Annotated in this window: 17 protein-coding genes; 5 read left to right on the forward strand and 12 right to left on the reverse strand. The window is 48.9% G+C overall.

What is annotated here, in order from left to right; all coding sequences use genetic code 11:
- Positions 1-40 precede the first annotated feature (40 nt).
- From AB0L18_RS03790 to AB0L18_RS03800, 3 genes are all read right to left on the reverse strand, one after another.
- The gene (locus tag AB0L18_RS03790) at positions 41-1672 is read right to left on the reverse strand and encodes an ABC-F family ATP-binding cassette domain-containing protein (protein ID WP_367391250.1); all 1632 of its coding nucleotides are present in this window, start codon (positions 1670-1672) and stop codon (positions 41-43) included.
- A gap of 403 nt (positions 1673-2075) precedes the next feature.
- On the reverse strand, positions 2076-4184 hold the full coding sequence (locus tag AB0L18_RS03795; protein WP_367391251.1) for a T9SS type A sorting domain-containing protein: 2109 nt from the start codon (positions 4182-4184) through the stop codon (positions 2076-2078).
- A 259-nt stretch (positions 4185-4443) separates the two neighbouring features.
- Positions 4444-5229, reverse strand: coding sequence for a DUF1295 domain-containing protein (locus AB0L18_RS03800; RefSeq protein WP_367391252.1), 786 nt, complete (start codon positions 5227-5229; stop codon positions 4444-4446).
- A 91-nt stretch (positions 5230-5320) separates the two neighbouring features.
- Between AB0L18_RS03800 and AB0L18_RS03805 the strand changes: the two genes are divergently transcribed.
- Positions 5321-6127, forward strand: coding sequence for a DUF2334 domain-containing protein (locus AB0L18_RS03805; RefSeq protein WP_367391253.1), 807 nt, complete (start codon positions 5321-5323; stop codon positions 6125-6127).
- A 69-nt stretch (positions 6128-6196) separates the two neighbouring features.
- Positions 6197-6484, forward strand: a complete 288-nt coding sequence (locus tag AB0L18_RS03810) for an HNH endonuclease (protein ID WP_367391254.1) — start codon at positions 6197-6199, stop codon at positions 6482-6484.
- Positions 6485-6491: 7 nt separating this feature from the next.
- Here the strand turns inward: AB0L18_RS03810 and AB0L18_RS03815 are convergent, their stop codons facing one another.
- Positions 6492-6944, reverse strand: a complete 453-nt coding sequence (locus AB0L18_RS03815) for a 3-oxoacyl-ACP synthase (protein WP_367391255.1) — start codon at positions 6942-6944, stop codon at positions 6492-6494.
- 296 nt (positions 6945-7240) lie between these two features.
- Here AB0L18_RS03815 and AB0L18_RS03820 point away from each other — a divergent pair, with 296 nt between their 5' ends.
- Positions 7241-8218 carry a hypothetical protein gene (locus tag AB0L18_RS03820; RefSeq protein ID WP_367391256.1) on the forward strand — a complete coding sequence of 326 codons (978 nt, stop codon included), beginning with the start codon at positions 7241-7243 and terminating at the stop codon, positions 8216-8218.
- A 49-nt stretch (positions 8219-8267) separates the two neighbouring features.
- Here the strand turns inward: AB0L18_RS03820 and AB0L18_RS03825 are convergent, their stop codons facing one another.
- From AB0L18_RS03825 to AB0L18_RS03835, 3 genes are all read right to left on the reverse strand, one after another.
- Positions 8268-8684: a DUF1330 domain-containing protein gene (locus AB0L18_RS03825; RefSeq protein ID WP_367391257.1), complete on the reverse strand. Its 417-nt coding sequence runs from the start codon at positions 8682-8684 to the stop codon at positions 8268-8270.
- Between the two features lie 107 nt (positions 8685-8791).
- Positions 8792-9781, reverse strand: coding sequence for an NAD(P)-dependent alcohol dehydrogenase (locus AB0L18_RS03830; protein ID WP_367391258.1), 990 nt, complete (start codon positions 9779-9781; stop codon positions 8792-8794).
- Between the two features lie 224 nt (positions 9782-10005).
- The gene (locus tag AB0L18_RS03835) at positions 10006-11022 is read right to left on the reverse strand and encodes a serpin family protein (RefSeq protein ID WP_367391259.1); all 1017 of its coding nucleotides are present in this window, start codon (positions 11020-11022) and stop codon (positions 10006-10008) included.
- Between the two features lie 501 nt (positions 11023-11523).
- Here AB0L18_RS03835 and AB0L18_RS03840 point away from each other — a divergent pair.
- Entirely contained in the window at positions 11524-11865 is a 342-nt protein-coding gene (locus AB0L18_RS03840; protein WP_367391260.1) for a PadR family transcriptional regulator, read from the forward strand.
- 19 nt (positions 11866-11884) lie between these two features.
- Complete coding sequence (locus AB0L18_RS03845) at positions 11885-14503, forward strand: ABC transporter permease (protein ID WP_367391261.1); 2619 nt, start codon at positions 11885-11887, stop codon at positions 14501-14503.
- A gap of 454 nt (positions 14504-14957) precedes the next feature.
- On the opposite strand, the gene kduI is transcribed toward AB0L18_RS03845, so the two are convergent.
- From kduI to AB0L18_RS03870, 5 genes are all read right to left on the reverse strand, one after another.
- A complete protein-coding gene (kduI, locus tag AB0L18_RS03850) occupies positions 14958-15797 on the reverse strand; it encodes a 5-dehydro-4-deoxy-D-glucuronate isomerase (protein WP_367391262.1) in 840 nt (279 codons plus the stop codon).
- A 136-nt stretch (positions 15798-15933) separates the two neighbouring features.
- Positions 15934-16698 carry an SDR family NAD(P)-dependent oxidoreductase gene (locus AB0L18_RS03855; RefSeq protein ID WP_367393131.1) on the reverse strand — a complete coding sequence of 255 codons (765 nt, stop codon included), beginning with the start codon at positions 16696-16698 and terminating at the stop codon, positions 15934-15936.
- Between the two features lie 2 nt (positions 16699-16700).
- Entirely contained in the window at positions 16701-17372 is a 672-nt protein-coding gene (locus tag AB0L18_RS03860; RefSeq protein ID WP_367391263.1) for a bifunctional 4-hydroxy-2-oxoglutarate aldolase/2-dehydro-3-deoxy-phosphogluconate aldolase, read from the reverse strand.
- A 153-nt stretch (positions 17373-17525) separates the two neighbouring features.
- Positions 17526-18563 (reverse strand): PfkB family carbohydrate kinase, encoded by a 1038-nt coding sequence (locus AB0L18_RS03865; protein WP_367391264.1) that lies wholly within the window; start codon positions 18561-18563, stop codon positions 17526-17528.
- 206 nt (positions 18564-18769) lie between these two features.
- On the reverse strand, positions 18770-20077 hold the full coding sequence (locus AB0L18_RS03870) for a TRAP transporter large permease (protein WP_367391265.1): 1308 nt from the start codon (positions 20075-20077) through the stop codon (positions 18770-18772).
- Between the last annotated feature and the right edge of the window lie 8 nt (positions 20078-20085).

A 20085-nucleotide genomic window follows, 5' to 3' on the forward strand; every position in this document is an offset into this window, starting at 1 on the left:
GTCTTTTCTTCCTGACCCATGTGGTAAATACTCGCACATCCTATGCCATCGCCTTGCTCATCAGCTTCTCGCGCTGCTCCCGGGCATTTTCTGACTTGAGGTAATCATCAAAATCCATGAGGCTGTCGATGATGCCGTAAGGGGTGATTTCGATGATGCGGTTGGCGACGGTTTGCGTCAGTTGATGATCATGTGAGGTGAAGATCATGTTGCCTTTGAAGTCGCGCATGGCTTCGTTGAGGGCGGTGATCGACTCCAGGTCAAGGTGGTTGGTCGGTTCGTCGAGGAGGACGAAGTTGGGGTGAGCCAACATGGCCTTCGACATCATGCAACGTACCTTTTCTCCTCCGGACAATACGCTGGATTTTTTGTACACTTCTTCGCCAGAGAACAACATCCGGCCAAGGAAGCCACGGATAAATTGCTCCTCTTTGTTTTCGGAGTACTGGCGTAGCCAGTTGATCAGGTCAAGATCCTGGTCGCCGGCAAAGTAACGCTGATTTTCGTTGGGCACGTAAGCCGTAGTGATGGTTTGTCCATACTCGATGATGCCACTATCCTGCTTGAGTTCACCCGCCAGAATTTCGTACAAAGCGGTGAGGGCCGTACTTTCCCCTAACAAGGCAATCTTCTCGCCGTGATTGATCGTGAAGGAAACATTGCTGAAAAGCAAATCTCCGTTTTCGTCTTTTTTGCTCAGCGCTTCGACCCGCAAAATTTGGTCACCGGGCTCGCGCTCGGGCTGGAAGCTGATGAACGGATACTTGCGGCTGGAGGGCTTGATTTCCTCCATATTGAGCTTTTCCAAGGCTTTCTTACGAGAAGTAGCCTGGCGAGACTTGGACGCGTTGGCGGAGAAACGCTGGATAAATTCCATCATCTCCTGACGCTTGGTCTCGGTCTTCTTGTTCTTATTGGCAATCTGGGCAGCCTTTAGCTTACTAGATTCGTACCAGAAGGTATAGTTACCAGTGTAAATATTGACTTTTTGGTAATCGATATCTACGATGTGGGTACACACCATATCCAGGAAGTAACGGTCGTGCGATACGACGATCACCATGTTCTTGAAATCAGCGAGGAAGTCGGCCAGCCAGGTGATGGTATTAGCGTCGAGGTCGTTGGTAGGCTCATCGAGGAGGAGCATATCCGGGTTGCCAAACAAGGCTTGTGCCAGTAGTACCTTTACTTTTTCTGCCCCACTCAGGTCTGACATGTTCTGGTAGTGCAGCTCTTCCTTAATGCCCATGTTGCTAAGGAGTTCGGCTGCGTCACTTTCTGCGTTCCAGCCACCCATTTCTCCAAAGCGGTTCTCTAGTTCGGCTGCTCGCATGCCCTCGGCTTCAGTAGCATCGGGGTTCATATAAATGGCGTCCTTCTCCTGCATGATGTCGTACATCTCTTGGTGCCCCATGATGACGACATTAAGTACCTGCTCGTTTTCGTAAGCAAAGTGGTCCTGCTTCAGTACGGCCATCCGGTTGCCAGGCTCAAAAATGATATGCCCATGATTGGGGTCAATTTCACCGGAGAGAATCTTCAAAAAAGTAGACTTCCCAGCACCATTGGCACCGATGACACCGTAGCAATTGCCTTGGTTGAATTTAATGTCTACATCCTTGAATAAAACACGCTTACCGTACTGGAGCGCCAAATCGCTAACTGTGATCATGCTTCTTGAGGTTTCCATCAAGGGCAATCCCTTGATTTTGAGGGCGCAAAGGTACGGGTTTTTATGGAATTTTCCAGTGAACCATTTGGGGTTTTATACTAAAAACTAGAGGGGGGTGCTTTTGAACCATATAAGGGATTATGAGAGGAGTATTTTCTTGAACCACAGAATCCCTCAACGGACTTTCGCTGAAAGTCTGTTGAGGGATTCGCTCCGCTTCGCGTCACTAGGGGTAGATGGTATGGGGATAGCGTTACTGAAAGGTAATTATTGCTACCATTACCCTGCTTTTTACAGCGATTGATGATAAAATATCTTCTACAAATTGGTCTGTACTGTCCCTCTACTTTCTACCAGAAATCCTTCTACGAGCTGAACTGGCAGCGGGCACCTTAAGTCCAATCTAGCGATTGCTTACCATGATGCGAGCGCTCTGCATCCAGCCTTCACCTTGCACACGGAGCAAGTACATACCTGCGGGTAAATTGGATAAATCCATCGTCTCCATATTGGAATTGGCGACTTGCTGCTTGACCAATTGACCTTGTAGATTGTAAAGGTTCAGTTGCGCCCTGCTTGCCTGCTGGGGCAATTCTACCTGTAGCACTCCATGCGTAGGATTGGGATAAACCTTAGCCGTTTCAATAGCTGAGCGTGGTGTTTCGGTGCTTACGATGGCGTCTAAATCTACGCGCCCGAGGAAGCCTGCCGTTTGGTAAACGTAGAGGTAACGATTATCAGGCGTTACGGCACCAGGGATGGCATAGGTACAAAATCCGGCAACGGGTTCCCAGGTCTGGCCCTGGTCCAAAGAGCGTTGGATGTTTGACAGTAAGTCTTGCTGTGACGGGAAAAGCTCACCAGAATAATAGGCACCATCGGGACCTACGACTATTTCTCCCGGGGCAGTTACGCCACCACAGGCATCGGTGCTCCAGGTGAGTCCACCATCGGAAGAGCAGCGTGTTGAGCCGCTGACGGTATTCATAATCGTGGTACTGTTCAAGGCGAACAAGTTGGAAATGGGCTGGTTTGTGAACTCCCCGTTGGTGACCAGCGTCCAGCTTTCACCACCGTTGGTAGTAGCGGCAAGCCGCCCGCCATCAAAGCCTACAAAGCCGTTTTGATCATCCAGGAACAGCATACAACGAGGAAAACTATTGAGCTCGTGATACACAACCTCCCAGCTCTGCCCACCATCGTCGGAATAAGCACCATGGACAGAACCAAACAGGTAAAGCCGTCCACCAGGCAACTGCTCAATACTGAAGACGTAAACGGTATCCTGGATTTCTTGGGGGAAAAGCGCCGACCACGTCTGCCCGCCATCCTCTGTAATTTGGGGACCTGAGCTGTTGTAGGGAATGATTACCGTCTGCTCGTCTAACACCAGAAAATCGCGGCTGACGGTGTAGAAGTTCGTCGTAATTGGATTCCAGGTATTCCCACCATCGGTGGTTTTCATCATACCAAATCGCTCCTGTAAAGCGTAGCCAACCTGGTTGGTAGGAAAAGTTATTTTTTCGAGGCTGGGTCGTGGGGCAGGAAACTGACTGGTAGCCGTCTGCAAAGCATCTTCAGAATACAGGATTTCGGTTCCCCAACTGGCCAGCCAAAAGCGGTTGCCCAAGCGATGTATTCCTTCAAAACGGAGGCCAAACTGGCCATTTTGGAGACTTTCTCCGACATTTTCATTGTTCGACCAGGTCACCCCTCCATCCATAGAAATAAAAATATTACTAGGGAAAACGTAAGCTACCAGATGGGTTTCGGAAAGTGCTTCCATACGGCGAATGTTTCCCGGCACACCAGTATCCGTCACCAGCATCCAGTTGCTGCCACCGTTGGTGGATTTAAAAATACGGCGGTTTTGATCGTACATGAAGCCAACATTCTCATTTAGCCAGGTACCGTAAAAGGCATTTACATCAAACTGGTAGATCGAGTCCCAGGTAGCACCAGCGTCCGTAGTTTTTAGCAATGGGCCACCTTGTTGAAAGAGGTAACCTGTGGTGGCCGTTGGAAAATGTATGCGATCGCGGTAGTAAAAATCCAGGAGGTTTTCTGTCCAGGTATCGCCACCGTCAGTACTCCGCCAATAGCCTTGATCGCCATGGGAGAGGACGATAACATCATCACCGAGGAAATGAAATTCGCGGCCAGCAGTGTAAGTGATCTCGGTAGAAGACCAGCTTTGGCCACCATTGGTACTACGTAATACCAGATTGTCAACCCCTAGAAAAATGGTCTGACAATCGGTGCCGGGTTTACAGGCGACTAGGTCAAAGTCCAGCCCTTCGGGTGAAGGGAGTAGTTCCCAATTCTGGCCATTATTGGTCGTGCGAGCTAGCACATTGCAAGTTCCGACAGCCCAGCCATTGCCACTGTCATCGACGTAAACATCGCGGAAGTTGGTCGCAAAATCAAAAGGAGTGATAGGCTCTACAACGACCTGAGCCGAAAGCGGACTGGCAATAATGCCCAAAAGGAATAGCAGGTAAAGATAACGCATAAGCATAGGGTTTTTTGGTTGAATAATGCATTGGACAGCCGTTTTGGATCTCCTCTGCAAAATTACACGACGCCTGGGGTAGAGGTATCCGGTAATTCTGATAGATGAAAACTATGGGAATTCATGGAGTGCTCGCTCGCGCTCGCGGGAAGTGCTCACTGCGTTTGCGGGGGTACTCTCCCGATTCTCGGGATCGTGGGGGTATTCGCTGCGCTCACGGGGGTGACTTCTCCCGATTCTCGGGAGCGTGGGGAAATCTCTAGTAGACGCCAGGAATGAGCTTCGCGGTACTCGCCCTATACTGTTGGAAGGCAGGCAGGTGGCCGTATTTCTCCTCATTGGATTTTTCTAACAGCGGGATGCCACTCAAGCCAAGGAGGAGGCTGGTGATCCAAACGGGGCTAATCATGGCCAACCATTCCACTCCGGTTAATACGGGGGTACAAGCGATAAAAATGCCTAGCCAAACTAAAATTTCTCCCGTATAATTGGGAAAACGTACAATACTAAAGAGGCCTTCTTCCATGAATTTACCTTCGTTGCCAGCAGTGGTTCTGAACTTGAATTTTTGAGCATCAGCAACCGTCTCCACCAGTAAGCCAAAAAGAAAAATGGCTGCTCCAATGGGCAAACTTACGGAGAGTGAAGCTTCCTCTACTTGCGCCTGGGTGGCGGTGAGTGCAATGACTACCGGTAGTAGAATCACCCAAATACTTACGCCTTGAATCACCCAGAAGCTACCAAAGCGCCACCATACCGGGCGCATTTCGTCGAAACGGTGGTCTTTTCCTTTGGTTAAAACTCTGGTAAAAAGGTAGCTTCCTAATCGGATCGACCAGAGGCTGGGCATTAGCGCAATCAGTACACGGTAAATATGATCAACGGTTCCTGCAAAAAAGAAAAACGCAATGGTAATCAACAAAAAAGTAAAGGAATAGGTCAGGTCTGTAAGCTTATCCGTTTGGTACTTATAGGCGATGATAAACACTATCACATTGATAGTCATTGAGATGATAAAACTTAGGACCAAGGGGTTGGATAGCATTTTTTTCTTTTTACTTTTAAAGCCTGCAAGAGCTATAACAAAGCCGCTGCTATTAAGATCACGCTGTGACTATAAAATCAAAGCCCCAACAATGATGCTGCCTGAAAAAAAACGGATGCGTTCCTTCTTTTCGATTTTTTTTGTGGTATTCATCCTGCTACTGAATGGTTGTAGTACCACCAAAAACAGGCCTGCAGGCTCTACGAGGCCAATGGTTATTTTAAAACTGGATGACCTCTGGTTTGAAGACGGGTTGGTACACCCCGGTTGGATACAAGTGGTGGATTTCCTGAATAGCATGAAGGTAAAAGGAACCATAGGCATTGTTGGTAATTCATTGGAGGAGGGAGACTCCACCTATTTTAACTGGATCAAACAACGCCACGAGGAAGGTTACGAAATCTGGCACCACGGTTTTTGCCATTGCCGTCATCAAGAAGAGGAGGTAGAGATCAGGGAATACCGGGGCGAAAACCTGGCTGCACAAACGGAAAGCTTGCTAAATACCCAGCAGCTTGCCCAGGAAAAATTAGGTATCACACTTCGCTCCTTCGGTGCGCCTTACAATTCTACCGACCAACACACCGCTAGCGCGCTGGCTGAAATCCCGGATTTGAAAGTTTGGATGTACAAGGAAACAGATTGCTCGACTGACAAATTTCTGCTGCCACGAATTGCGGAAGTTAATATCGAATACCCTGTGCACCAGCCCGATTTTGAACAGTTCAAACAGGGTTACGAACAGTTCAAAAACGAACCGGTGCTGGTCATCCAGGGACATCCCCGCAGCTGGGTGGAAGATGAAAGCCGCTTTGAGGCGTTTAAAAGAATTATCCTTTTTCTCGTCGAGGAGAAGGTGACGTTTGTGACGCCTTATGGGTATTATTTGAGGGAGTAAGGGAACTCTATTCTAATAACGAGGCGTTTACTTAGCCGATTAAAAAAAAGCGACCACACCCCTTTCGCCATGGACGACCAACATTGCCCGATCTGCCAACGACCACTAGGAAATAGCAAACGCGTTTCCAAACATCATCTTATCCCGAAATCCAGAGGCGGGAAGCATACCGATACGATTCTGATCCACAATATCTGTCACCAAAAGATCCACTCTGTTTTCACGGAAAAAGAGCTCAGGGATGAATTCCATACCGCAGAAAAACTGAGGGAACACGAAGAAATGCGTAAATTCATACACTGGGTCGCCAAAAAGGACATCAACTTCTACCAGACGAACAAAAAATTGAAGAGGTAAGAGCGGCTCAATAAACCTCAAGAATCTTCTCTTTCTTACCATTAAAGACAATCTCCTCCCCTACCCTTTTCCCCAGCAGCAGCTGCCCAATGGGCGCATCCGACGAAAGACAAAAACATTCCTTTTCCGATACGACGACTCGCCCCAGGCTCACTGACAGAAAATACGTCCGCTGATCGGTAACCACCAAACTACCTTGGCGGATGTGGCCATGGTGTTGCTCAAGATTGATTTGCAGGAGCTGGCTGTGCGTTTGCTTCGCCAACTCTAATTGGGCAGTTATTTTATCAGCTTCCATCTGCATCATGGCACGGCCCGTCTCGTATTTATCACCGGCACTGCTTTTGGTTTCGTTCCGCTTGGATTCCTCAATCGAGTCGATGGCCTTTTGTAGATCGGTCATCTTAGCGGCGAGGTTGGCCAGGCAAGTCTGATGAAGTCGCTGTTTCAATTGCATCATACGGAAGGTCATTTGTTAACTTCTTCGAGGTCAAATTACGCTAATTTCCTGTCGCTTCTATCGCACTGACCACTTATACTGAAAAACCTGCCTACCGCCCCCGAGGAGGAGCCACCTATCCCGGCAGCCTGGGAAAACAACGTCATTGCCCCCAACTTGCAGTCATCATTAGGAAGAAAGGCTGTTGACTGTCTGTCACCAACCTCCTCTTGATTAAAATAAGACTTAAAGCAAAACACCTAAAACCTTTTCCACTTATGACCTATATCCAATTTTTTACTAAAAATCAAAACCCTATGATTACTATTCATTCTCTTCGATTTAGCTCTTTTCATAAAGGACTATTTGTTCTTTTGGTTTGTCTCAGCTTTGGCTTTAGCCTAAAGGCACAAATGGTCAATGGTTATAATGTTCGTTCAGTAGCCTACAGCGGGACAGAATCTGGTTTTTTTGAGCAAACCGGCCCTACCACCTGGGCGGAATACAAAGGCAATAGCCGGCAGGTACACGATACCTTTACGGAGAATAACCGCGACGAATGGTCGGTGTATCTCACCAAAAGCAATGGTGCTGCAATACAGATTGATCTGCACACCAAAAAAATGTACTACAACCGCAATTTCCTTTTCAATGTAAACGGCGCCAGCACTAGCCTACGCTACCCTCGGCCTGCGGGTGCGGGTTGGTCTACCTATAAAGCTAGAGGTACCAATGGTAAACAGACCATTACCCTTACGCAGACCAGCCCAACCCAATGGGTAGAACTGACACAAATGGGAGCAACTCCTGCTAGTACCCAACCCGTAAGTCGGGCCAGAACAGCATCTACGGCATCTACCCGCTCCCTTGCCAATACGACCAGAGAATGGGAGGAAACACACCGCGACCAATGGTCGGTTTACTTAAAAGCAGGGGAAGAACGTCTGCAAATTGACCTGCATCGCCGCGAGCTGATCTATTCTAATCGTACGGTGGCGATCGCCGAATTCCAAGACAAAATGAACGGCTACAACGCTATGGGCGTCATTTCCGGCAACAGTGAAGGCTTACGCATCGGACAGTTTACCGAGGTAGCCAACAATGTTTGGAAAGAACTCAGCGATGAAGGCAACTGGTACCACTTCCGTGAAACCCACCGTGACGAGTGGTCGGTCTACCTCCACGATGCCAGCCGCAATGTATTTATCCAGATCGATTTGCATCGTCAGAAAATACGCTACCGGGCAGGCGACGAAGCATACCGCGACTTGTACAATGTGTTGAGTGCTTATTAGTACAAGGCTGATTTTAAGCAAAAATCTCGGACGAGTCGTCCGAGATTTTCTATTTCATCGGCAACAAGCGCGAATCTGCCAGCGCTGCTGTCCGGTGACCGATGCCTTTGAGGTAGCCTTCGTTACGCGCAAAGCTAATGAAGACTTCTGCGCTACGGTGTTTGACGAGCAATACCATGTCCCAACCTTCTCCCTCAGGACCAATCAGGAAGGAACCGCCTTCACCAACGTACAGCAATTCCCCACCAGCCTCCTGCAAAAAGGGGCTTGTGTGTTTCATATAGCGTTGGTAGGCTTCCTTGCCTGAAATAGCCTCAAGAGGTGCCAATTCAGGGTTCGCCGAATAATCCGCCACCTCGCGAAATTTCAGTAGATTGAGCATGACGATTTCTCCCTGACCATGGTATTGCTGGTAAAAGGCTCGTGCTGCCTCCTGGGTGGCATCGAGATAGGTTTGTGCTGACATTTTTCTGTTTTTTATAGCATTTTTGATGATTGATATTACCATAGTCCCCCCTTATCTCATGCTTAAAGCAGCGATGCAATCGCTAGGCATCTCTATACCCAACCGTCTTAAGCCATCGTAATCACTACATTCCCTTTCTTGTGGCCCTTATCAATATAGCGGTGTGCATCAGGCACTTCTGCTAAAGGGTACTTTCGGTCAATCACCGTTTTCAGCTTTCCGGCAGCAAGAATTTCACGCAACTCAAGCAACATCTTTCTCAATTCGGGTACGGGTTTCATACCGGTAGCGTCGAATTTAGCTTTTTTCTTCCCAAACATGGATGTTCTGAGCATTTGAAAAAGCAAAGACAGGCCAAGCACCGGCGAGAGGTAGGTACCGTTGGGTGTAAGTGATCCTTTTGTCTTACCAAAACTGCTCTTCCCTATGGTATCGTAAATGATGTCGTAGGTTTTTCCGTTTTTGGTAAAATCGGTGGTTGTATAATCAATCACCTCGTCAGCGCCTAATGACTTCACTAGTTCCAGGTTAGCGGTACTACAAACACCGGTCACTTCAGCACCGAGGTACTTGGCCAATTGCACTGCCGCAGTTCCCAAGCTTCCGGAAGCACCAATGATCAAGACCTTCTGCCCTGATTGGATACCGGCTACTTCGCGCAGTAAGTTCAGGGACGTCAGGGCGCCATCACAAATCGGTGCGGCGGCGGCCGTGCTTACGTTCTCCGGAAGCGTAGCGATAATACCATCCTCGGCTATACACAAATACTCGGCATTGGTCCCTGCTCCAAAAATCGACTCTCCGAAGACGTATTCTCCGACAAGAAACTTGGTAACGTCTTTGCCTGCATCAATGATTTCACCAGCGAAGCCTGTTCCTGTCACCGGATATTTTGGCTTGCTAAAGCCCATAAACAATCGCCCAATATAAGGGATGCCAGTGCGCATCATCGTTCCCGCAGTGGTGACTACCGAAGCATCAATACGCACCAATATTTCGTTGGCTTTAGGGCTTGGCATAGCTACCTCTTGTAGTTCCAAGACTTCTGGTCCACCGTATTTGGTGGCGACGATGGCTTTCATTTTCCTTGTGTTCATAACTTGTAATTGAAAATTTCTTGATTCCAAAATTATTATGACACAAAGGTAGGGGCAGGAAGGAGGTACGTCGTTCTGATTTGCAAATCCGAACGTTTTGGGGGGAGGGGCTGTATTAGAAATAGCACATTTTTCGCTTTTTTTGAACCATACGAGGGATTATAAGGAATTATAAAAAGCGCTTATATTTTCTTTTATGAACTTATATGGTTTGAAATCAATCCCTATCCCACTGGATTATTTACCACCGCCGCAAAGATGGGATCATCTTGTCCATTGAGGATCAGCACCAGAAAGGGACGATCGAAAACAACCATCTGAGGAATAGTCCTGGACATTACCGCCATAGTAGCCGCTGCGGCTTCTACGCCCTGTTCATCAATTTTCAAACTGGCTTTTTGTAAAACACTTACGGGAGTACCATACCAGCCCAAGCCTGGCATAGAAGTCGGTAATAGTGCAGGAAACCAAGCGGATAGATTTGTAGCTCCAGCGATGGTGAATTTGGGTAAATGGAGCTCAAATTCGGCCCCTCCCCAGCTGGTGATCCCTCCTTGAGCGAGACGTTCGAGCAATTGCGACATGGAGATATGCTCGTGCGGCATCATGGCGCAAAACAGGGTTTGGCCATCCTTCATTACGTTGCCTACCGTAGCCGAGCAAAGGTCTTCGTAGCCATTGACGGTATTGAATTTTTCTTGAGAGACCATGAACTCCGGCGTTACGGTACCTTGTGGTGTATAGAAGTTTCCGTACTGTGTTCTCTCTGGATCAAAGGGCGTTTGCCAGGCTCCGGTGTAGCAAAGCGTATTGAGATAAAGCGCAATCGTTTCTCGCAACTCTTCGGCTAGGGTTTCTGCTGGCAGCATCTCAGGAATCCGCCCCTGGGTACCTTGGTCAGTGGCCTCGTTGATGGCCTTTGCAGCTGAGGTACCCTCCCGAAAATTGACTTCTACAGGTTGTACACCAAAGGCTTTCAGACCTGCAAGCGTAGCCGCCGTAGGCACTACCTCTCCTTGTTGAAACCAACAGGAATTGACCGACAGCAACTGATCGTGCGCTGGCGGTTCTGTCAAAGATACACCCTCGCGTTCCAGGATTTCCGAGAAATCGGGATTATCCAAGGCCATCATCCGCAAGATGGTCGTGTAAGAATAGAGGCTGACCACCCCGTTTTCGACGGCTTCTATTGCGGGTTGCAAAGCGATGGGCAGGGCTTTCCAAAGGAAATTTCGAGTCATTTTGATTGTTTAAATAACTGAGGTTCGTTTGTTACAAATGTTATTTTTCCTCCAATAATTTTCTCACTTCTTGCTGAATATCTCCAATCGATTTTTCGCAACTCAATTTCGACATCAAACCATTTAAGAAGCTGCTGACAACTCTCCCTGCATCAATAACTCCCGAGCTTTATCTGGCAGACTGCGCGCTGGGGCTGTAGTATCAGTTAGTCGTTTGAGCCAGCGGATGAGTTGAGCGAACATTTTGTGAGGGTTTTAGTTTTTTTTGAACCACCGAAGATACTTAAGGTCATATTCTCTTTTTATCTATTTTGCCGCAGAGAGAAGTAGTTTATTTCCCGACAGGTTTCAGCGCTTCATATAGTCTTACCTTTTCTTATAAAACCAAGATAGTACAACTCGCATATTTCTAGCATAAAACATTATTTCTTTCTAAATTGTAGATAAAATAAAATTTCCCACCTATATTTGTTCTACAATAAGGTAAGATATATCAATTAAATGAGTGAGAACGAAACCAGACTCGGCGAATTCGAAGAAGTAATTCTATTACTGGTGGGCATTCTGGGAGAGGATGCCTACGCGTTGAAAATTGCTGATGAATTTGAGGTGCAAACTAAAAAATCGGCCTCCATCGGTGCGGTACACGCTACCCTGAGCAGGATGGCTGACAAGGGGTTCCTGAAATCAAAAATGGGAGAACCGACGGCCCAGCGCGGAGGTCGCCGCAAGCGTATCTACGAAATTACTGCTGCGGGGGAAACGGCCCTGAAAAAGGCACGCGACCTTCGTTTGTCGCTATGGGACCAGTATCCTGGCTTTTCTTTGAGCTTCAACTTCTAAGTGCGTCAATCTTTATTTCATGGAGCACAACAACATCCAGCCGCCACAGGCCGCAACCCGTTTTTTACTTTGGTTTTTAAAGGAGGAGCTCCAGGAAGAAGTCGCTGGTGATCTGGAAGAAAGGTATTTTGCCCTTCTGGAAAACCGTTCTCCCCGACAAGCCAATTTTCACTACTGGCTACAGGTGCTCAATTACCTTCGCCCGTTTGCTTTGCGCGAAGATTTGCTCAGCTCCCTTAATCCCTTCTTTATGTTCAAAACCAATTTAAAAGTAGCTTGGCGCAACCTGTTCAAGCAAAAAGGGTATTCTTTGATCAACATTACGGGCATGACGCTGGGGCTTACCTGTTTTTTGCTCTTGGCGCTCTATATCCAATACGAATCCAGCTATGACCGGCAACACGAACATGCTGATCGTATTTATCGGATTGCCCAAACTCAAAAAGGCAATACTTTTCGCGGCACCGACCAGTTTGCCGTAGCTCCTGCAACCATTGGGCCCGCTTTGGAAGCTACCTTTCCAGAGGTCGAAAAAACGGTCACCTTCTCGGTGCTGCCCACGCTTTTTAGTAAAGAATCGCAGGTCTTTTATGAACAAGGTTTGTACACTACCCCATCGCTTTTTGATGTTTTCACCTACCCGATCATCGCAGGAAACGCCAAGGCGGCACTGGCCGACAAAGACGCCATCATTCTTACCAGAGCGTTGGCTGAAAAATATTTTGGCAACACCTCCCCCATTGGCAAAACCATGAAACTGAGCAGCGACCGCCAATTGACCGTCAAAGCAGTCATGGAAGACCTGCCAGATAACCAGCATCTTCCCTTTGATTTTGTCGCGTCCATCGACAACTACAATGAATACGTGCAAGATTCCAAGGCGCAACGTTGGGCAAGCAACAACTACGAAGCCTATGCCCTCCTGAAAAAAGGCACCGATTATCAACAGTTGGAAAAAAAGATGTCGGTTTTTGATGATAGAATCAAAGCCGCTTACGCAGAACTCCCCTTCTCTGTGAGCTTTTTTTTCGAACCCCTCACCGATATTTATCTACACTCAAAAGCAAATTTCGGAGAAGGTAGCAGGAGCGATATTCGGTACCTCTACCTATCAGCAGCGATTGCTTTTATCATTCTTTTCCTGGCGCTGATCAATTACATGAACCTCTCGGCAGCGCGTTTTCAACAGCGCACCAAGGAAGTAGGCGTCCGCAAAGTGTTGGGCGCTAAAAGGAAGCAATTGGTCCATCAGTTCATGACGGAATCCATGCTGGTGACTGGGGTGAGCTTGTTACTAGCGGTCGGTTTGGCCAGGCTGCTGCTGCCTTCCTTTAACCGTTTACTGGACCTGAACATGCCTTTTCTCCTTAGTGGCAACAAGATGATCCTGGGAACCCTTTTGCTACTGGCACTGCTGTTAGGCGGACTCTCGGGTTTGTACCCTGCGATGGTATCGTCGGCTGTTACCCCGATGAAGGCTTTGCAGGGAAGATGGTTCGGCACCCAAAAGCAGTCGGGGCTGCTGCGCAATGCGCTCATCATTGGGCAGTTTACGGCGGCCATTGTTTTGGCTACTGGTAGTATTGTTATTTACCAACAGTTGCAATACATCCAAAACAAGCAACTGGGCTACACTCGTGACCAAGTCGTATACGTGCCTTATCGCAACCAGGAGTTATATGACAAAACCACTACGATCAGGGAAGAACTCCTGAAAGATCCGCACATTGAGCAGGTCGCCTTTACCAACGTGCTTCCCCTCAACACCAACAATCAAGGCCTTGTAAAGGAGTGGGAAGGCAATGCCCAGCAGCAAGAACTCCCCTTTTATCGTTTTCGGGCCGATGAAAATTTTATTCCCCTCCTGGAGATGGAGCTGATAGAAGGCCGCAATTTTTCGTCAGATTTCCCTTCAGACACGGCCGCTACCTACATCCTCAACGAGACCGCCCTGAAAAGGATGGGCTGGACCACCGCCGCGGGAAAGTCCTTCAGTGATGGCAAAGTAATCGGAGTGGTCAAGGATTTTCACTTTCAGCCTTTTAATCTGGCGATTGAGCCCATGTTCATCACTTTTCACACCCGAACCAGCAGTTACTACGCCGGCAATATTGCAATGAAAATCAGTGCTGACAAACCCGAGGAAACGATGGCCCACATCCAACAAACCCTGGCGAAAATCATCCCGCAAGTCCCCTTTGATCTACAATACATGGACGATGCTTTCCAACAGCTCCACCGCGCGGAACAGCGGTTTGGCGAAGCCTTCAAGGTATTCACTTTTCTCGCCTTGTTTATTGCTTGTATCGGGCTGTTTGGTTTGGTCGCTCATACTGTCTTTCAGCGTACCAAGGAGATCGGTATCCGCAAGGTATTGGGCGCTGCCGCTACCGATATTGTCGCTTTAATCTCCCGTGATTTCCTGCGTTTAGTAGTTTGGTCAGCGATCATCGCCATCCCACTTTCCTGGTGGGGCGTGCAGCAATGGTTGCAAAACTTTGCCTACCATACCGAGCTCAAGCCATGGGTATTCGCAATCGTAGGCGCCATTGCCGTTGGGATTGCGATGATTACGATCAGTTTACAAACTGTAAAGGCAGCGCTGGCTAATCCGGTGGAATCGATAAAAACGGAGTGAGCTCATTCTTCGCGGGGAACGAGCTTTAGTGCTACGGTTGGGTACACATCTATGTGTTTTGACCTCGGAGAGGTCTTAAATTGGTAGAACCGTATCATTGGAGTTAAATCGACCTCGGATGAGCCTGTCCGGCGGCCAGACGGGGTCGAATATCCATCTACATTGACTGCTTGGATAGAAATCATCAAAATAGAGGCCGATATTTCCTAGTGTGCGACCCTGTCCGGCAAGCCTTAGCCAGACGGGCTCATCCGAGGTCGTGTCACCTTCCTTTATTCTTGTTCTATCAATATTTCACCTCTCCGAGGTGTTTCTTCTTGAGCCTGTCTTTTTTTGTAGAAATGTGTCCCAACCGTAGAACTTTATTAAAAACACCACCGCGATTCCGATTTACCGGAAGGGTAATACCCCGAGGAACGAGTATTCCGACGAAAAGTCGGAAGCACTATCCCCCCTACCGAATATCCTTCAACTCAATAAAGTCCATGTCCGTAAAATCTTTGTTTTCGCCGGCCATCGCCCAGATGAAGGAGTAGCTGGCGGTACCTGACCCCGCGTGGATTGACCACGGCGGAGAGATGATCGCCTCCCGATCACTTACCCACAAATGGCGTGTCTCAGAAGGGCGGCCCATGAAGTGCATGACCCCCTGGTTTTCGGGCACATCAAAATAAAGGTACACCTCGCTGCGGCGGTCGTGGGTGTGTGCGGGCATGGTATTCCAGACACTTCCGTCCTGTAGCACGGTGAGCCCCATCACTACCTGGCAACTGTTGATGCCCGCGTCGTGGATGTATTTGTAGATGGTCCGACGGTTGGCGGTTTCGGTAGCTCCGAGGGTTACGGGTGCAGCGTCTTCTTTCGTAAACATCTTATTTGGAAACGGCTGGTGTGCTGGTGCCGAGAAAAGGAAAAACTGTGCCGGACTATCCGCCGCTGCCGATTGGAAGCTTACCTCCTTGGTGCCTTTGCCCAGATAGAGGCAGCTCAGTTTGTCCAGTTTGTACGTTTCTCCATCCGCCGTGATGCTGCCGGAACTTCCGATATTGATGATCCCAAGCTCACGTCGTTGCAGGAAAAACTCGCTTTTCAAGGTCTCATAATTGGGCAAAACAATCGCAGCCGATGTAGGCGTTGCGCCTCCCATCACCATCCGATCATAGTGGCTGTATACGAAATTCATCTCCCCCGCAGCAAACAGGTTTTGGACCAAAAAATCATTTCGCAATTCTTGCGTGTTCATCCTTTCTACTTCCCGAGGACTGGCCTCGTAACGTTGTTCTATCGTTTTCATATTTGAGTTTTTTAGTTCGTAATTAATCAAATCTTCGGCCATCAAAGTCCCTATACCCTCTCTACCAAGTACCCAGTACAGTGAGGCTTGCTTTCAAAACCACTACCACACTATACCCTCAAAGGCAAGCCTCACCTTACCTCCCCATCCACCCACCATCTACCACCAGCACTTCGCCGCTGACATAATCCGCCGCCGAAGAGGCTAAAAAGACCGTTGGTCCTTTAAAATCGGCAGGCGTCCCCCAGCGATTGCTCGGGATACGGGCCAGGATGGCATCGTTGCGTTCCGGGTTTTCGCGTAAAGCCTGGGTGTTGTCCGTAGCGATGTAGCCCGGTGCGATGGCATTGACACAAACACCACGACCAGCCCATTCGTTGGATAAAGCTTTGACCAAACTACCAACAGCACCTTTACTGGCCGCGTAACCCGGCACCGTTATGCCACCCTGAAAAGTGAGTAGTGAAGCGGTGAAAATAATTTTACCACCTCCCCGCTCCAGCATATCCCGACCAAATTCCCGCGCCAGAATAAATGGTGCATTGAGGTTGACGTCCAGCACATTGTCCCAAAAATCATCCGAATGCTCCGCGGCGGGCGCGCGCAGGATCGTTCCAGCATTGTTGACCAGAATATCTACGGGAGCTTCTTTTGCTTTTACTTCTTCAATAAAAGCATAGAGCGCTGCTCGGTTGGAAAAATCCGCCTGATAAGCTTTAAATTTTCGACCCAAAGCCAATACTTCCTTTTCAATCTCACTGCCTTGCAAAGCCAGCGAAGCGGATACGCCGATCACATCAGCACCAGCTTCCGCCAGGGCCAGGGCCATAGCTTTTCCAATGCCGCGTTTACAGCCGGTCACGAGGGCAGTTTTTCCGCTGAGGTCAAATGCGTTGAGGATGTTCATGTTTTTTTGATTGATTTTATGATAGCCAATGCTGCTCGAGTTTGTTCTTCCAGTAAGGCGTAGTCACCCGTTTTCAGGATGGTGGAAGAAATCAACTGAGACCCCATCCCCACGCAGGTCACGCCTGCCGAAAACCAGGCTGCCAGATTCTCTTCCGTTGGTGAAACGCCCCCTGTTGGCATGATGCTCGTCCAGGGCTGTGGGCCTTTGATGGCTTTCACAAAGCCGGGGCCATACACATCACCGGGGAAGAGCTTGACGATTTCGCACCCTAGCTCTTCTGCCCGACAGATTTCCGTGAGACTCGCACAACCGGGGGACCAGAGTACTTTTTTGCGATTGCATACCAAAGCGATGTCTTCTCGCAAGACAGGTGTCACCACGAAGTTAGCACCCAGTTGCAAATATAAAGAAGCTGTGCCGGCATCCGTCACCGAACCTACCCCCAAGATCATCTCCGGCAGTTCAGCCAGACAGTATTTATTGAGGGCTCCGAATACTTCGTGCGCAAAGTCACCACGATTCGTGAACTCCATTAAGCGTGCGCCGCCCGCGTAGCAAGCCTTCAATATCTGCTTACCAACTTCTACATCCGCGTGATAAAAAAGAGGTACCATTCCGGTCGCAGCCATGGTTTGGGCCACCTCTATTCTTGTAAATTTTGCCATAATTGTTTTTTTTAGTGCTCTTCCTATGAAAGCTCGTGCCTCGCGGGGGTGCTATCGCGGTAGTGCCGACTCTGTCGGCGGTACCACCGCAATCCCGACCTTTCGTCGGGAGCGCACCACCGCGAATCCCGATCCTTCGGGACGAACACAACTTTACCGACTCACCCGCCCGGAAGCGTCGCCAGCCATTAATTTTTCTACCTCGTCTATCGTCACCAAGTTGGCATCGCCGAAGATGGTATGCTTTAGGCAGGAAGCTGCTACCGCAAAATCCAGTGCTTTTTGGAGATCGTTTTCGTATTGAATCAATCCATAAATCAAGCCGCCCATGAAGCTGTCGCCACCGCCGACCCGGTCGACGATGTGGGTGATTTGATAAGTGGGGGCTTCGTACATTTTCGTACCATCGTACAGCATCCCCGACCAGGTATTGTGAGAGGCAGAGATTGAGCCACGCAAGGTCACAATCACCTTTTTGCAGCGTGGGAAACGCTTCATCAACTGCTGGCATACCGATACATAGGCACCCGCATTCATAGATTCTCCCTGTGTTACATCGACCCCTTCGGGATGAATATCGAAGTGTTTTTCGGCGTCTTCTTCGTTGCCTAAAATCACATCACAGCCTTCTACGAGGGCGGGCATCACTTCCTCGGGATGCTTGCCGTAATTCCAGAGGTTTTTGCGGTAGTTCAAATCGGTAGAGACGGTGATCCCCATCCGGTTGGCCACCTGAATGGCTTCCAGACAAACATCGGTCGCACTTTGAGAAATGGCGGGCGTGATTCCCGTCCAGTGAAACCATTGCGTATCCTGAAAAATCTTTTCCCAGTCAAGCATTCCCGGCTGGATGGTGGAGATCGCCGAATGTGCGCGGTCGTAGACCACTTTACTACCCCGGCTTACGGCACCGGTTTCGAGAAAATAAATCCCCAGGCGTTCTCCACCACGAAGAATATTCGAGGTGGCTACCCCGCGTTTGCGTAGCTCCATGAGGGCGCAATCCCCCAGATCATTAACGGGCAGGCGCGTCACAAATTCCGAAGGCAGACCATAGTTGGCCAGCGATACGGCAACGTTACTTTCACCGCCACCATAGACGACCTCAAAGCTGTTGGCTTGAGAGAAACGCTTCCAGCCTGGAGGGCTCAGACGCAGCATGATTTCTCCAAAAGTTACAATTTTCTTCATTTGTTTCTATTTATTAATGTGAGGTTTTAGTCTAATCACCTCATTATTAGCGATCTGAGCAACTAAAACCTCACCGTACATGGTACGAGGTACTTGGTACTTGGTATAATGTTGAATTTTAGGACTATCAAAATCCCTTTACCTTCTACCAAAGTGAGGTTTACTTTCACGAGGCCTCCTTTCAGGTCATACAGACAAGGTAAACCTCACGTTAACTTAAAGAGGCTCGGCAACCATAGCGAAAGCCCCTCGAAAAAGGTGACGACCAAAAGCATCACGATCATTGCCAACAAAAAAGGCATCAACGGTTTAATGACTTTCGAGACCGATATTTTGGCGACGCCCGCTCCCACAAAGAGAATGGTTCCCACTGGCGGTGTACACAGCCCGATGCACAGATTCAGCACCATAATGATCCCAAAATGAACGGGATCCATACCTAGTTGGGTCACCACCGGCAGGAAAATGGGCGTAAAAATCAGTACCGCCGGCGTCATGTCCATGAAAGTACCGACGATCAATAAAGTCAGGTTGATGAGCAGGAAAATCAAGACCGGGCTACTGACTGTCTCCAGCAGAAAGCCAGTCATCAACTGGGGTATACTTTCGAAAGAAAACAACCAGGACATGGCCATGGAAGTGCAAATCAGAAACAGCACTATCGCTGTCGTCTTGGCACTGTTGAGTAGGATTCCAGGCAAATCACTAAAGCGTATCGTCTTATAACTAAAGCCTAGTATCAAAGCATAGAGCACCGCTACCGCAGCGGCTTCCGTAGCCGTAAAAACACCTTGTACAATGCCTCCTACAATGATGACCAGCATCAGTAGACTAAAAAATGCCCGCCGAAAATCCAGCCACACCTGACTGATTTTTATTTTTTCTCCTTTCGGAAATTTACGCTTGCGCGCGACGATGGCTGCTACAATCATCAACGCAAGCCCTACCAAAATCCCCGGAATGTAACCCGCAATAAACAAGGCCGCTACCGAAGCCGCCCCTCCACTGGCCAGCGCGTACACGATCAGCACATTGCTGGGCGGAATCAACAGGCCCGTAGTAGAAGCCGTGATATTGAGGGCTGCACTGAAGGGGCGCGGATAACCCTCTTCTTCCATCCGGTCCGTCATTACGCTACCGATGGCAGAGGCGGCGGCTACTGCGGAGCCCGAAATAGCACCAAACAACATAGCCGCCAGCGTATTGACGTAAGCCAAACCGCCGGGAAGACTCCCCATCAAAGATTTGGCGAAATTGACGAGTCGATTCGCGACGCCTCCTTGGTTCATCAGTTCGCCCGCCAGGACGAAAAAGGGGATCGCCAGCAGGGCGAAACTATCAATCCCCGTTGTCATTCGTTGGGCCACCGTAGTGATACCCGGCACCAAGGCAATATTGAGTAAAATGGTCAGTGTGGTAGAGATACCAATGCTGTAGGCAACCGGCACCCCGTAGCCCAGCAACCAAAAGAAGCTCAGAAAAAGCAGCAGAATACTGATGAGTTCGATAGACATGGTCTGTA

Origin of the sequence: Lewinella sp. LCG006 (genome assembly GCF_040784935.1) — a bacterium.
Classification (GTDB): domain Bacteria; phylum Bacteroidota; class Bacteroidia; order Chitinophagales; family Saprospiraceae; genus Lewinella.

Bases quoted from the DNA above. Each gene is read 5' to 3' on its own strand.
- AB0L18_RS03805 (WP_367391253.1), top strand. From the start codon at position 5,321: ATGATGCTGCCTGAAAAAAAACGGATGCGTTCCTTCTTTTCGATTTTT.
- AB0L18_RS03800 (WP_367391252.1), bottom strand. From the start codon at position 5,229: ATGCTATCCAACCCCTTGGTCCTAAGTTTTATCATCTCAATGACTATC.
- AB0L18_RS03865 (WP_367391264.1), bottom strand. From the start codon at position 18,563: ATGAAGAAAATTGTAACTTTTGGAGAAATCATGCTGCGTCTGAGCCCT.
- AB0L18_RS03830 (WP_367391258.1), bottom strand. From the start codon at position 9,781: ATGAACACAAGGAAAATGAAAGCCATCGTCGCCACCAAATACGGTGGA.
- AB0L18_RS03860 (WP_367391263.1), bottom strand. From the start codon at position 17,372: ATGGCAAAATTTACAAGAATAGAGGTGGCCCAAACCATGGCTGCGACC.
- AB0L18_RS03795 (WP_367391251.1), bottom strand. From the start codon at position 4,184: ATGCGTTATCTTTACCTGCTATTCCTTTTGGGCATTATTGCCAGTCCG.
- kduI (WP_367391262.1), bottom strand. From the start codon at position 15,797: ATGAAAACGATAGAACAACGTTACGAGGCCAGTCCTCGGGAAGTAGAA.
- AB0L18_RS03825 (WP_367391257.1), bottom strand. From the start codon at position 8,684: ATGTCAGCACAAACCTATCTCGATGCCACCCAGGAGGCAGCACGAGCC.
- AB0L18_RS03835 (WP_367391259.1), bottom strand. From the start codon at position 11,022: ATGACTCGAAATTTCCTTTGGAAAGCCCTGCCCATCGCTTTGCAACCC.
- AB0L18_RS03810 (WP_367391254.1), top strand. From the start codon at position 6,197: ATGGACGACCAACATTGCCCGATCTGCCAACGACCACTAGGAAATAGC.
- AB0L18_RS03815 (WP_367391255.1), bottom strand. From the start codon at position 6,944: ATGATGCAATTGAAACAGCGACTTCATCAGACTTGCCTGGCCAACCTC.
- AB0L18_RS03870 (WP_367391265.1), bottom strand. From the start codon at position 20,077: ATGTCTATCGAACTCATCAGTATTCTGCTGCTTTTTCTGAGCTTCTTT.
- AB0L18_RS03840 (WP_367391260.1), top strand. From the start codon at position 11,524: ATGAGTGAGAACGAAACCAGACTCGGCGAATTCGAAGAAGTAATTCTA.
- AB0L18_RS03790 (WP_367391250.1), bottom strand. From the start codon at position 1,672: ATGATCACAGTTAGCGATTTGGCGCTCCAGTACGGTAAGCGTGTTTTA.
- AB0L18_RS03845 (WP_367391261.1), top strand. From the start codon at position 11,885: ATGGAGCACAACAACATCCAGCCGCCACAGGCCGCAACCCGTTTTTTA.
- AB0L18_RS03820 (WP_367391256.1), top strand. From the start codon at position 7,241: ATGATTACTATTCATTCTCTTCGATTTAGCTCTTTTCATAAAGGACTA.